The following is a 12,978-nucleotide window of genomic DNA, read 5'->3' on the forward strand; positions in this document are numbered from 1 at the left end:
CTTCTGAAAAGTTAGATAGAGGAACGAGTTCAGAAGCAGTTGTCTTCTTATCTCGTTTCTCTTGCTTTGTTTTTCATATTCCTTCCGGTCTATTCCTCGTACCTCGTCTGCTATATCGCTTTGAGTACGTTTATTCACTGTATTTATATCCAGTATTTTCTTGTCCTAACCTTCCTTTTTCCTTATAGTTTTGCTCAAAAGAATGAGTGAACAACTTCCATGACCTGTCTATATATTGCTGAGAAACCAAGCTTAGGCCGAGCGATCGCCGCTGTGATGCCACGTCCCCATAAAAATCATAATGGTTATATTGAAGTGGGTAATGGCGACATCGTGACCTGGTGTATCGGGCATTTGCTCGAACAGATCGAGCCAGATGCTTATGATGATAAGTACAAAAAATGGAATATGGCGGATTTGCCAATTATTCCTCAGCAATGGCAGTTGGCACCACGGAAATCAGCCAGGCAGCAGTTGTCGGTGGTGAGAAAACTGGCGAAGCAGGCAACGGAAGTTGTTCATGCCGGTGACCCGGATCGGGAAGGGCAGTTGCTGGTCGATGAAGTGATTGACCATATAAAGCTAGCCAAAAGTAAAAAAGCCAGCATGCAACGGTTACTTATTTCTGATTTGAACCCAGCGGCAGTAAAGCGTGCCTTGGCTAAAATGCGCAGTAACCGGGAGTTTATTCCGTTATCGGTATCGGCGCTGGCTCGCTCGCGGGCCGATTGGCTCTATGGCATGAATATGACTCGTGCCTACACTTTGCTGGGACAGAAAGGGGGCTACCGGGGAGTACTCTCTGTTGGAAGGGTGCAGACGCCGGTGTTGGGACTGGTGACTCGCCGTGATGATGAAATTGCGAATTTCGTACCGAAACCATTTTACGAGCTATTTGCCCTGATACCTTACCAGGACATGGTGATCCGTGCCCGCTGGAAGCCGAGCGAGGCTTGCCATCCGTGGATGGATGAAGATGGTCGCATCCTTAACCGGAAACTGTGTGAAAACGTTGTGAGCCGGATTAAAGGGCAGCCGGCTGAAGTGACCGAATCAGAACGCAAGGAAACCCGTCAGGCCGCGCCTTTGCCTTATTCGCTTTCAGCGCTACAGATAGATGCGGCAAAACGTTACGGCATGAGTGCGGCTGATGTACTGGCAAACTGCCAGTCGTTGTATGAAAAGCACAAAGTGATCACTTACCCTCGTTCTGACAGTCGTTATTTGCCGATGGATCATTTTAAACAGGCGAATGATGTGTGTCAGGCCATTGCCAATAATGCTGGCGAGCTGGGAGCGGCGGTGAGTGGTGCTGATGTGTCACTAAAATCCAAGGCGTGGAATGATAAGAAAGTCGATGCTCACCACGCAATCATTCCGACCCCTAAGGCTGTTAACAGTAATGCGTTGAGTAGCAGTGAGAATAAAATCTATCAGTTAATCGCCCGTCAGTATTTGATGCAATTTTATCCGGCGGCTGTTTATAGCGAGGCGAAACTGGTCTTTTTGATTGCTGGTGGGGTGTTTATAGCCAAAGGACGACAGCTGATGTCGGCTGGCTGGCGGCAGCTGCTGGGGCGGGATGATTCAGCGAATGAGCAGGATTTGGCCGATAAGGTTCCACCGTTGGAAAAAGGCACTGTGATGACATGCCATGACGGGGAAATCAAAGACAAGATGACCGAACCGCCCAAGGCGTTTACTGAAGCGACTTTGCTACAGGCAATGACGGGGATAGCCCGTTTTGTATCTGATGCTTCATTGAAGAAAATCCTGCGTGAAACTGATGGGTTGGGAACAGAGGCTACCCGGGCCGGGATCCTAGATACTTTGTTCAAACGGCAGTTATTGGTGCGACAGGGAAAAAGTATTCATGCCTCTGAAGCGGGACGGGGACTAGTTTATGCGTTACCGGATGAGGCGACATACCCGGATATGACGGCACACTGGGAGCACCAGCTGCAAGATATGGCCGATAAGAAATGTGCTTATCAGCCTTTTATGGATGCTTTACAGACTCAGGTCCAGCAGATGATGGATAACGTCAGGCAGAGCGAGGTTCCACCAAGCCTGCGTGAGCTAAAGTCGCCAGAGCCGTTTAAGGGGGGGAAGAAGCGTCGTTCCCGCAAGACGACAGCTAAGTCCGGAGCAAAAGCGACCTGTGGAACCGGGGCTAAACGTGCTTCAAGGAAGAAAAGCAGTTAGTGACTGACGCAAAATTGGTTTCTGCCGTTATTTTTTGCCAGATAAAGTGCTTTGTCTGTCTCTTTGAAGAATTGATCTGGTGAGCATTGACCTAATGGAACAATGGTATTTACGCCGATACTGATAGACACGCATGTCGGCGCACTTTCAGCCCCGTTTATCCTTGGGATTTCCAGCATCTGTATGGCATGTAACGCTCGTTTGGCAGCATAACTGGCAGTATATTTATCCTGGTTTGGCAGCAACAGGACAAACTCTTCGCCGCCGTAACGGGCAAAGAGAGAGCCGGAACGTCGTTCTAGTGTTTCCAGTGTGCTGGCGAGCATTTTCAGGCACCGATCTCCAGCGGCATGACCATAAGTGTCATTGTAAGACTTGAAATGATCAACATCGATAATCAGAAGTGATAGTGGCTGCTGGTGGCGCTCTGCATGTTGCCATTCTTCCTGGAATCGTTGATCAAAGACTCTGCGGTTAGAAACCGATGTCAGGGGGTCAAGCCGGGATATTTTTTCTAACTGACCGTTTACTCGTTCCAGTTCTGCTGTCCGATCCAGCACTCTTTGTTCAAGCTCTTTGTTCAGTTTTAGCAGATTTTCTTCGGCCTGACGGCGAACCAGATGTTGGGAAACGATAAAGCCAAATTGTTTGAGCAGCTGGCGGTGATAGTTAAGAAACGGCATACCTGTCAATAGGTTGTCACAGGCTATCCAGCCGACAGGTGTGTCTTCATCCCACAGTGATACATAGGCGTTCCAGCCAAACCCCACCTGCTTGAAGTCATGATAGAGCGGGGTATTTTCATTAACAGAAAGATATTCTTTTTGCACCAGCTTATTCGCGGTGTACCAGTAATCATCAGGAATTTCTGATTCAAAATATTGTTCGCTAATTGTATTGCCATAGAGGTCGGTGCCGTAAGTCCCTTGCATCCGGTCATTCCCTTTGAGTAAAAAAATAGCCATCCGATCGATATGTAATTTTTTTTTAGCTTCATCGACAGCGATAAACAACATATCGTCAATGGAATGTGCCCGCCATAGCTTGAAGGAGATATCATGCAGCGCTTGGAGCTGCTCCTGCAGAGCCTGCTGTTCATGCTGAGATATTTGCAGTTCACGTTCGGCAGTGCGGCGACCATGGTGCTCATGCTGGATACTCTCGCTTAGCAGACCTGCATCTAGCTCGGAAGCGAGCAATGTTGCCAGAAACATGAAGTCATTATGTTTGGGCTGCTGCTTTGGAACATCGATGATAAGACAGCCGATGATGTTGGAGCGTCGTTCGAGAGGGAGCCATAAGCGGTGGCCGTTTTTAAGCGGGCTAAAATAAGATGCTTGGTTGCGAATGGTTTTAGTGATCTGGAAAAAAGGGACTCGGTTATTTCCCGGGATATCTCGTGGTGGAAACTGATAATGAATACCCGTTTCATCCATATCTAATAAAATACTCCACCGTGCCTTATAGGCAACGATTAGCTGAATCTGGCTGACTGCAAAGCTTTCGGACAAGTGCCTGCAAGCCAACTCGCAAGTTGTACGCAGTCCGTGAGTTTTTCCCCATTGGTTTAATACATGCTGGTAAAACCCGTTTAATTTTTCATATTCCGCCAACGTCAGCTGTCCAAATTAATTTAACTACTTGTTGATGCGTGTATTTTTATCGATTGCAGAGGAAAATGTCTGATTAGAAGCCACAGTATGATATGAAAATGATTGTATCCTTATGAGTTTGCGAGTGAAAACACAACTTTGTTGGCGGTTATCGGAGCGGCGTAAGTGAAGCTAATAGAATAGATGGATTATCGGCCGTTTAAACCGCTAACCCATCATGAATTGTTATTACCAGGCAATAGACTGCCCTTGATAATCAAGAAAGGCTCCTGAGTTTTCTTTCTTTAGCCCGTTGATGACCAGCATCATTCCCTCGGCCGAGGTTTGGGTATCTATCAGTGCGTTTGGCCCGCCCAATTTGATATGAACTTCAGTATAGTTACAGTTAATCAAGTGCTTGCGGCTGCAGTTAGTTTTAAAATGGAACTCCCCATGCTGGAGACTGGGCGGTGCAGAGGATATAAATAGCCTCAAGTTGTTCAGTTTGAGGTTATTTTCTTATGTCGATAAGGCTTTACTGAAGGGAGTGCAAATCACAATTTTGAAATTCGCACCCGACTGATCCACTACAAGTACTATGAGCAATAGTTATCTTTAGAACTTGGGGCGAGTGGCTAGTTGTTTTTTTTAATGACCTCAAGTGTATAGTTCACACCTGAGTCGGGAATGCCATCAGTATCGAAATCTGCACTGAAACTGAGGGTGTGAGTTCCTTTTGGCAGCGGTTTTAAGAGTATCCAGTAGCCATCGGCTACGGCCGGATGCCGATCACCAGGGGTAAACCCAAACTCTTCGAACAAAGCTCCTAACTGGAAAGTGAAGCCGCCAGGCTGACTTTGAGCTTTATATGCAAAGAGGTCGGTAACAGGCTCGCCATTGAGCAGAAACTCAAGACCGACATTAGGTGCGATGGCGGTGTCGTCGTTAACATCGCAGCGAATTTGATCTGTTTCTTCCTCTAATGAATCACATGGCACCTGATTTAAGAACTCAGGACCGAAAGAAATATTCGCAAAAATTGGGAAGAAGACCCCTTTTCCTTCAGGTACTTTGCAGAAGCGCTCTGCTATACCTCCAAATGTCCCTGCGAGAAACCAGATTTTACCTTCCTGATTTAGATAGCAATAACTACCATTGGGATCGAACGCTGGACTTGTAGCTATCGGTTCCTTTTGTAGCCAATTTGACCACTCTCCAATCAGCTCGTTGTAGGATTTCTTAAATAAAGTCTTACCCGGCTCTACGATCACAATTGAGTTCTGATTGTTACCTGTTCCGGCAGCTTGCAAGCCGCCAACAACCATCAACAGCGGAGCCGCTTTACATAACGAACCTAATAACCAAGTCGCTTTGCTGCGTGTCTGCTTCTTCAGCATTTTCATACAACTTATCCTCTATTATTTATGTCTATATGGTTAAAACAGCTATTACTTAGCTACAGTAAAGCCCCTCATGGATGAGGGGTTAAGACGTATAGGTCGGTAAACTGATGCTAGAGCTCCCCTTGATGGTGCAACACCATTGAAAACTGCCCCACTATGTCTTACTTTCCATGTAGGAGCATCGTGGACTGGGGGGGCGTTGCACACAACCTTGGTCTCTTAAGCGATAGCCTGCTTAAGAATATACGAGAACTTGGATATTGCTGGGTGGTATGTAAGGCAGTCGTAACAATAAGACAGCCGCGGCACATAAGAACAGTTTGTTCCAGTTATGCTCCTTACCGGCTAACTTGATAATGACACGCTGGTTGGGGGAAAGTACTTGGCAAACCATGTCTTTAACATGTCGAGAGCACCAGTTTGCCAGATAAACAATCGCACACGGGGAGCTACGTATATCAATAGCTCCTAGAAAATAAAGGCTATAATCGTGGAGAACGTGAAGAAGCCGCTGATGCGATTTTGAAATTCACAAGGCAGACTGAGCTGATCTTGAGTCAATCCTGACGCCGGAAAGCAGCTCGATGCTTATTGTGTGTGGTTGAGCGCAGGTGTAATGGCCGCACAACAATAAGCTACAAAAAACTGATGAATTTAAAATTTTCCGCTGATGCTGATAGGGTTAACTAAAATCACCACAGGATCACCGAACCATCATAGTTGTAAAAACCACCACTTTGCTCAGTGGTAAGGTTATCAATAACAGTCTTAACTCCTTGAGCAGACTTAGGTGCAGATATTTTGGCATTTGGCCCGCCCATTTCGGTCTGAACCCACCCAGGATGGAGCGCGACTGAGATAATGCCTTCAGCAAGCAGGTCGTTGGAAAGGCTTTTTACCACAGAATTAAGCGCAGCTTTCGAAGAGCGATAGATATAACCGCCACCGCTGGTGTTTTCTGTCATGCTGCCAACTTTTGATGAGATACAGGCAATGATGCCGGGATTCTCAGCTTTTAATTGTGGGTAGAATGCCTCTGCCAGCTTGAGTGGCGCAATGGTGTTAATTTCAAAAACTTTGCGCCATTCATCAGCATCGGTATTACCGAAGCCATAGCCTTTCGGGCCGTAATAGCCTGCATTGTTTATGAGTAAATCCAGAGTAATTCCAGCCATTTGTTTGCTTAGCGCTGCAATGGCCTGGTGATTGGTTACATCCAGCTCAAGCAGGGTCAGTGTTTCCGTTTCGTTTTGGCGTTGTTGCAGCTCTAGAGCTTTTTCAGGATGGCGGCAGCAGGTGTAGACATTCCAACCAGCATCAAGGTATGCATTGACCAGTGCCAGACCGACGCCTCGGTTTGCGCCGGTGATAAGTACATTTTTCTTCATCATGAATTCTCTGTATTCCCTTTTAATCTTATGGGTGTTAGCTCAGTTCACTGTGAGATGCTGGAGTAAAAGTAGCAGAAGTGTCGAAACTAAGACAACCCGTAAGCTCAGGGTCTTTTATTATGATATGTATTGCCTATTTATTCAGGGAGTATCGCATGTTTTTCATGTCGAGGAGAAGCTGGGTTGTCGGTATTGCATTGCTGCTTGCCAGTTGTGCCGATACCCGCCATGAGCAATTGGTAGATCTTGGCTTTACCCGTAATTATCTGGATGGCTATCAGGATGGTTGTAGTAGCAGGAAAGAAGAAGCGCTGACATTTCAGGATGGTTTCCGTCGTGATCCCGAACGGGTGGTAACGGACAGGAAATACGCCAATGGATGGAATGACGGTTATGAACAATGCTATGCCGATAATACCGATTTTTACTGAGAATATTTGATTCTTAGATAGCTATAACATGAAAAAGATAAGGCAGCCCGGAGGCTGCCTTAGAGAGTTATTGAGGTTGATAGAACCGTTTCAGTTCATGCATGACCTGCATCAGGGTAGAAAGCTTTGGTTTGCCTTCATCTTTTAGCTTATAGTTTTGGTCATAGACGCGGTAGTTACCATATTTGTCGACTACGGTAGTCGTATTTTTCTGTAATACCACAATATCCCGACTGTCACCGGCAAGTACCCAGCGGCGTTTCGGGTTTTGCTCAAAAAGACTGATACCACTGCTATAGGCTGTGATCGGTGTCGTCGTATTGAGTAGAGATTCCATTAACGTCGGCACAATATCCAGGTGGCTTGTCGCCCGCTCGGTGACGGCAGGTACGGTTCCTGGCCAGCTGATGACCAACGGAACTTTGAGCTGATATTGGCTGTAGTTGCTGTTTGCCCCCCAGCTGTTAGTACCTGTTTCATTGAATTCCGTACCATGGTTGGCTGTGACAATAACTACGGTATTTTTTAATGAGTCGGATGCAACCAGCTGTTCGAAAATATCAATCAGCAATTCATCAGTATGATAGGCGGCATTTCGATAGCTGTTTTTCAGTAGCTGGTTGGTATCAACACTATTTGTGTTGATACTGGTGTTACCCAGCGAAGGTGTAAATTGCGGGATATACTCGCCACCTTCTTCAAAGTTTTCTACCGTGGCCAGTTCAATGTAGCTGAACCAAGGGGTATCGCTAGTTTGTTCGCTTAACCAGGCTTTCCAGTCCGCAATCGCGAGCTTATCACTGGAACCTTTAGTACTATTTTCATTGCTTTTCGGTAGTTTTTTACCATGGAAAATAGCCTCTTCGTATAGCGGTGTTGCAAATGCATTACCACTGAACAGGCCGAACTCATAGCCGCGCTTGCTCAGGGTGTCGAGCATTACCGGTGTGTTGCCGGTAGAACGGATACTGTTGATGTACCCACCAGGTAGCCCGTAGAACAGGCCGAACAGGCTACCAGAATTTTCATTGCTGGCGCTGTAGTGATTGCTAAAGTTCAGGTTTTGCTGCGCAAAAGCGGTCAGGTACGGCATGGTTTCAGCGTTTACCATATCGCCGCGTAAGCCATCAACAACGATCAGCAGGACATTTTGTCCGGTTCCCTGATCATTGAATGTCAGCTTTTCCATAGGGTAGCGGATCTGCTCGCTTTCCTCGACGCCCTGGGCATCAAGGCGCTTGGTATATTCCTGACGGTCAAGCAAGCCGTGCTTTTCCATGAACGTTTTGGCTGTCATCGGGTAGGACAGCGGGAAATTTGACCGCTGCACCGTAACCGGTCGGTAAAGGTGAGCATCCGCCCAGATGTAAATCAGGTGACTACTCAGGAAGCAGAAACCGAAGACGGTCGCAATCGGCACCCCGACATGTTTTCGGGTTAGCTTCCTGAGTTTGCGCCACAACCATTCCGACAGGATTAACTGCATCAGGAAAATTACCGGTACGGTAATAAACAGGTATTGCCAGCGGGCATTAAGATCCGTTTTCTCTCCGCTTAGCAGCAAGTCCCAAACCAGAGGACTCAGGTGCAAGTCCAGTGACTCATAGGCATGGGTATCGAGCAGCAGTGCTGTTAGCCCAATAGTGCCGACCAATACCGCAAACAAGCGCATCAGGCGCTGTGACGGGATCAGGAAACTGGCAGGGAAGAGAATGAGGATATAAAAGCCAAAGACAAGAAAACCAAAATGTCCGACCCAACTTAACCCAAGGTAAAGTTGGCCCAGTATGGTTTCAGGCCATTCAGAATACACAATATATCGTGTACCCAAGAGCATGGCCGCGATGATATTGAAAAAGCTGAACCAGTGCCCCCAGCTGATAAGCTGGGAGACTTTGTCTTTGTAATTGTTACCGCTGGTGACCATAGATGTCAGAAATTCCAAGTCTTATATGCGACGCTTATAAACAAGCTTAATCTTCTTTAATAGAGTTTTGCAGAGCCTGAGAGAACTTCTCTGCGATAGCTTTCCTTTGCGATGCAGGAACATCGGCATTAATGATATTGGTCGCAATATTACCAACGATCATTAGTGCTAGTTCTGCAGAAGCATCATGCTTCTCTAGTACATCGAACACATCATCAATGATTTGTTCAACTTTTTTATTTGGGTATTTTGAAATAATTGGCATAGGAAGTCTTGTTTAATGTTAAAGAAAGCGACTTATAATAACCTACACTTTAGATTAACTGAAACTTTTCCATTATGAGCCTTACTCTTTCTAACGTTATTCTTCATCAGCTGACAAAAAATGAGCAAGATGAACTTGAAGTTCATCTTAGAAAACAGACGCTTGAAAATGATCAATCTACCGAAGACTTGGTAGCTGAGCTTCATCGAGTTTACAGCAGCAAGGGCGCGAAAGGCTTTGCCCATTTTGCGGAAGATAGCGAATTCAGTCATTGGCTGAAGCAGGTTCGTTCAGGTGAACTGGATTTCCTGACATTTTCTAACCAGTCGGCACAAAGACTGCAGGCAGAGCTGGCTAAATATCCTTTCGCTGAGGCTGGAACCTTGGTATTGGCTGAATATCAGTCTCTGGCAACGGATTACCTGTTCATTGGCTTGCTGCCGACTTGTCATAGTATGAAGGTAACAGAACAGCTGGATATTAGTGCGACCGACTACCTTGATGTCAGTAAAATGGACATCGTTGCCCGTATGGACCTCTCTTCATGGGAGACTGATTCCGAGTCAAATCGCTATCTGACATTCATCAAAGGGCGCGTAGGCCGCAAGATTGCGGATTTCTTCCTGGACTTTCTTCAGGCTGAAGTCGGGCTTGATGTCAAAGAGCAGAATCAGGTGCTGATGCAGGCAGTTGAAGACTTTTGTGCCGATTCACGCATGGATAAAGAGGAAAAGCAGCAGTACCGCAAGCAAGTTTATGATTACTGTAATGGTCAGCTACAGTCTGGCGATGAGGTAACCGTTAAAGAGCTGGCACAAGAGTTGCCGGAATCGGATGACGGAACGGATTTTTATCAGTTTACGTCAAACCAAGGTTATGAATTGGAAGATAGCTTCCCGGCAGACCGCACTACCATGCGTAAACTGACGAAGTTTGTTGGCTCTGGTGGCGGTATGACGATTAACTTTGACAGTATGTTGCTGGGTGAGCGTATTTTCTATGATGCAGAGACAGATACCCTGACGATTAAAGGGACTCCACCAAATTTAAAAGACCAGCTACAGCGCCGCTTGAATACTGATAATTAAGCAATTAGTGATTGACCACCTTGTCCATTGGAGAAGGTGGTTTTTTTATATTTGTGTGACACTGTGCTCTTGCTTGCATAATAATGGTGGAACGGACTGCTTTTGTTAACTAAGGTTGATTTTACAGGACGTCTCCTGGGATAGATTGCGATTAATTTTTGTTGATTCAACGGCTTTCCAAAGTGATTACAGGGGCTGATATGGATGATAAACGTACAAGGGAAGTTAAAAAGCACCTTCCTGAGGCCAAGTTTAGTAATAAACAATTCAGCACTTCTTCTAAACGTTTCCTTTTGTCTTTCTGGTTGCTGATAACGATGTTTTTCGTGGGATGCATTCTTCTTGTTGCCTGCTTTGCTGCGTTGACGCTTTATTTGCCTGATTCTTCACAATTAAAATTATTTTGGTTTGACACAAACGTGCTTTCGCTCCCTGTGTTATTAGGCGCAATGATGGTAATAACCGCATTGCTGGCATTTAGTTACGGCTTACTTAAGCAAAGGTTAAAGCTGGAGAATGATGTGAATGTGCATTTGTTGCCTCTGTATTATTTCAGTCATTCCGATAACACCGGAAGTGAAAGCGTAGAAGGCCTTGCTCTTGTTGAGGATACGGGCGTCAAGGAAACCAATGTGGTTCTGGATTATGAATTGCTGCTTGAAAATATGGACGGTGATTTTGATGCGGTGCGAATGTTGCTTGAGATTTTCCTTGATGAGCATAATGACGATGCCAGTTTATTATCTGAGTTTATGTTAAAAGGACAGGGAGAGGATGCTTGTCGTGTAGTTCATAGCTTAAAAGGTGTTGCGAGCAGTCTTGAAGCAAAGCAATTACGAGATGTAGCAGAAAAAATAGAACGTGAGATTAAGCAAGGAAAGCCAGCAAATACAGAAGATATTGGTGTGCTTAATGAGGCGATAACAGCCTTAAACGCTGAGATTGTACGTCTCTTGCAATCAGAGCCACTAGCTGAGCAGGATTATGCTGGAGCCATTGAAATAGAAAAGCCTGTAAGCGTGGCCTTTAATAAGAAGACGCCGGTTGAGGATGCAATCGTGGTTGGTGCTGATTTACCCGTTGCACGAAGCAGTTCTATACCGGAGATAACGTTACCCATATTGAATGTCGACTATTTGTTAGACTCAATGGACGATGATCAGGAGGCCGCCAGGATATTATTGGAGATATTTATAGCAGAGCATGCTGATGATGCCCGTAAATTGACATTATTGGTTGGCGATAATCCCCCTGAATCTCTTTGTGAAAAGGCCTTACGGTTAGTGCATAGCCTGAAGGGAGTCGCTGGAAATATCGGTGCCGAAGCTTTAAAACAGCAAGCTGTGACCATTGAAGCTAAATATAAACAGCAACAGGTGGTTGAACAACATGAATACCGGCGGTTTGAGATATTGCTGGAAAATACGGTATCAGAAGCGAATCATTATCTGGCGGAGCTGCCGACAGAGATGGTTTGATATCGGATGTATATTGTTTATCGGCCAATGAGTAGTGGTTTATTCTATAAGATTTGTTGAATTGTAGTAGAAAAATTTGATTATGAGGCAAAATTGATCTTCGTCAAAGGTTGTTCGGAGTGGCTCTGGATAATACCGCCTCTATGATAGTTCAAACTAAACATTCAGTTCGTCAGCAGCGTGAACTGGACACAGCAAAAGCGTTAATTCGCCTATATTGTAAAACGCTGCACCGTGGGGCAATTACTTGCCCTGAATGTGAAGGGCTTATCGAATATGTTGAAACGCGGGTGGCAGCTTGTCGCTTGGGTGAAGGTAAGCCTAACTGTCTAAATTGTAAGAGCCAGTGTTATCATCCTGCTAAACGGTTGCATTTTTCTCATGTATTGCGTTGGTCGATGCCAAAGTTTGCATGGCGGCGTCCATGGCAGGCTTTGAAATTTAAGTTTGATAGCTTCCGCTCTGTTCGTACTCGTGAGGACGTAAGTGCTCAAGCAGTATCTTCAAGATAGTTTTCTATAAGCCTCTTGGGCTCGCAATTCAAAACTTGTTGATAGAAAAGAGATAAAACAAAGGCTGCATCGTGCAGCCTTTGTCGTTTTTCTAGCCTGGTGCTTTACTGATGAGGCATTAAGCCTTCAGACCCAGTGTATTTAGCCAAGTTGCGATACGATCGTCTGTGAGCTCTGGTTGTCGGTCTTCATCAAGCGCCAGGCCGACAAAACTGCCATCTTTAACTGCGCGCGAGTCATTGAACTCATAGCCTTCGGTTGGCCAGTTGCCGATAAGCTCGCCACCGGCATCGGTAATCAGATCCGCTAGATCACCCATCGCATCAAGGAAGCTGTCGGGATAGTCTACCTGATCGCCAAGTCCGAATAGGGCGACCTTTTTGTCGCTCAGATCCGCATCTTCAAGTTCTGGTACAAAATAATCCCAGTCAGGCTGCATCTCGCCATAGTTAGCTGTTGGCGTGCCAAGGATCAATAGATCGCAGTCGTCAAAAATATTATTGCTGCAACCGGCAATATCCTGTGCTTCCAGGTTAAGGTGGGCAGCGATTTTTCCCGCTACTTTTTCTGTGTTACCTGTGTCACTGCCAAAAAAGATACCAATATTTGTCATGTTCATCTCCAGCTATATTGTTCAGCTTGGTTTTAATTCTGTGGTTTTTGGGCATCAGTGTGGCCGGGGATGG

Annotated in this window: 11 protein-coding genes; 5 read left to right on the forward strand and 6 right to left on the reverse strand. The window is 45.8% G+C overall.

Going from position 1 to position 12,978, the window contains the following annotated elements; genetic code table 11:
* The first annotated feature begins 219 nt into the window (after positions 1 to 219).
* A complete protein-coding gene (locus Q0852_RS02875; RefSeq protein WP_299013583.1) occupies positions 220 to 2,205 on the forward strand; it encodes a DNA topoisomerase III in 1,986 nt (661 codons plus the stop codon).
* Here Q0852_RS02875 and Q0852_RS02880 read toward each other — a convergent pair.
* The 3 genes from Q0852_RS02880 to Q0852_RS02890 all read right to left on the reverse strand — a co-directional run bounded on the left by Q0852_RS02880 (position 2,202) and on the right by Q0852_RS02890 (position 6,588).
* Positions 2,202 to 3,818, reverse strand: a complete 1,617-nt coding sequence (locus tag Q0852_RS02880; RefSeq protein WP_299013585.1) for a sensor domain-containing diguanylate cyclase — start codon at positions 3,816 to 3,818, stop codon at positions 2,202 to 2,204. The two genes, Q0852_RS02875 and Q0852_RS02880, sit on opposite strands and share 4 nt — an antisense overlap.
* 614 nt (positions 3,819 to 4,432) lie before the next feature.
* Entirely contained in the window at positions 4,433 to 5,200 is a 768-nt protein-coding gene (locus tag Q0852_RS02885) for a hypothetical protein (RefSeq protein ID WP_299013587.1), read from the reverse strand.
* A 692-nt stretch (positions 5,201 to 5,892) separates the two neighbouring features.
* Positions 5,893 to 6,588, reverse strand: coding sequence for an SDR family oxidoreductase (locus Q0852_RS02890; RefSeq protein WP_299014292.1), 696 nt, complete (start codon positions 6,586 to 6,588; stop codon positions 5,893 to 5,895).
* 167 nt (positions 6,589 to 6,755) lie between these two features.
* Between Q0852_RS02890 and Q0852_RS02895 the strand changes: the two genes are divergently transcribed.
* Entirely contained in the window at positions 6,756 to 7,022 is a 267-nt protein-coding gene (locus tag Q0852_RS02895; protein WP_299013589.1) for a hypothetical protein, read from the forward strand.
* A gap of 67 nt (positions 7,023 to 7,089) precedes the next feature.
* Here Q0852_RS02895 and Q0852_RS02900 read toward each other — a convergent pair whose 3' ends face one another.
* Together Q0852_RS02900 and Q0852_RS02905 are read right to left on the reverse strand one after the other, a co-directional pair.
* Positions 7,090 to 8,949, reverse strand: a complete 1,860-nt coding sequence (locus Q0852_RS02900; protein ID WP_299013591.1) for a DUF3413 domain-containing protein — start codon at positions 8,947 to 8,949, stop codon at positions 7,090 to 7,092.
* Positions 8,950 to 8,995: 46 nt separating this feature from the next.
* Positions 8,996 to 9,214: a YejL family protein gene (locus Q0852_RS02905; RefSeq protein WP_299013593.1), complete on the reverse strand. Its 219-nt coding sequence runs from the start codon at positions 9,212 to 9,214 to the stop codon at positions 8,996 to 8,998.
* Between the two features lie 74 nt (positions 9,215 to 9,288).
* Between Q0852_RS02905 and yejK the strand changes: the two genes are divergently transcribed.
* The 3 genes from yejK to Q0852_RS02920 all read left to right on the forward strand — a co-directional run bounded on the left by yejK (position 9,289) and on the right by Q0852_RS02920 (position 12,292).
* Positions 9,289 to 10,302: a nucleoid-associated protein YejK gene (gene yejK / locus Q0852_RS02910; protein ID WP_299013595.1), complete on the forward strand. Its 1,014-nt coding sequence runs from the start codon at positions 9,289 to 9,291 to the stop codon at positions 10,300 to 10,302.
* A 200-nt stretch (positions 10,303 to 10,502) separates the two neighbouring features.
* Positions 10,503 to 11,780, forward strand: coding sequence for an Hpt domain-containing protein (locus Q0852_RS02915; protein ID WP_299013597.1), 1,278 nt, complete (start codon positions 10,503 to 10,505; stop codon positions 11,778 to 11,780).
* Between the two features lie 143 nt (positions 11,781 to 11,923).
* Positions 11,924 to 12,292: a nitrous oxide-stimulated promoter family protein gene (locus tag Q0852_RS02920; protein WP_299013600.1), complete on the forward strand. Its 369-nt coding sequence runs from the start codon at positions 11,924 to 11,926 to the stop codon at positions 12,290 to 12,292.
* Positions 12,293 to 12,410: 118 nt separating this feature from the next.
* Here the strand turns inward: Q0852_RS02920 and fldA are convergent, their stop codons facing one another.
* Positions 12,411 to 12,905: a flavodoxin FldA gene (gene fldA, locus Q0852_RS02925; protein WP_299013602.1), complete on the reverse strand. Its 495-nt coding sequence runs from the start codon at positions 12,903 to 12,905 to the stop codon at positions 12,411 to 12,413.
* Positions 12,906 to 12,978: the final 73 nt, after the last annotated feature.

It is taken from the genome of uncultured Photobacterium sp., from assembly GCF_947502415.1.
Taxonomy (GTDB): Bacteria; Pseudomonadota; Gammaproteobacteria; order Enterobacterales; family Vibrionaceae; genus Photobacterium.

Excerpts from the sequence above, each read along its gene's own strand:
- Q0852_RS02875 (WP_299013583.1), top strand. The coding sequence starts at position 220 with ATGACCTGTCTATATATTGCTGAGAAACCAAGCTTAGGCCGAGCGATC.
- Q0852_RS02885 (WP_299013587.1), bottom strand. The coding sequence starts at position 5,200 with ATGAAAATGCTGAAGAAGCAGACACGCAGCAAAGCGACTTGGTTATTA.
- Q0852_RS02890 (WP_299014292.1), bottom strand. The coding sequence starts at position 6,588 with ATGAAGAAAAATGTACTTATCACCGGCGCAAACCGAGGCGTCGGTCTG.
- Q0852_RS02895 (WP_299013589.1), top strand. The coding sequence starts at position 6,756 with ATGTCGAGGAGAAGCTGGGTTGTCGGTATTGCATTGCTGCTTGCCAGT.
- Q0852_RS02900 (WP_299013591.1), bottom strand. The coding sequence starts at position 8,949 with ATGGTCACCAGCGGTAACAATTACAAAGACAAAGTCTCCCAGCTTATC.
- Q0852_RS02905 (WP_299013593.1), bottom strand. The coding sequence starts at position 9,214 with ATGCCAATTATTTCAAAATACCCAAATAAAAAAGTTGAACAAATCATT.
- yejK (WP_299013595.1), top strand. The coding sequence starts at position 9,289 with ATGAGCCTTACTCTTTCTAACGTTATTCTTCATCAGCTGACAAAAAAT.
- Q0852_RS02915 (WP_299013597.1), top strand. The coding sequence starts at position 10,503 with ATGGATGATAAACGTACAAGGGAAGTTAAAAAGCACCTTCCTGAGGCC.
- Q0852_RS02920 (WP_299013600.1), top strand. The coding sequence starts at position 11,924 with ATGATAGTTCAAACTAAACATTCAGTTCGTCAGCAGCGTGAACTGGAC.
- fldA (WP_299013602.1), bottom strand. The coding sequence starts at position 12,905 with ATGACAAATATTGGTATCTTTTTTGGCAGTGACACAGGTAACACAGAA.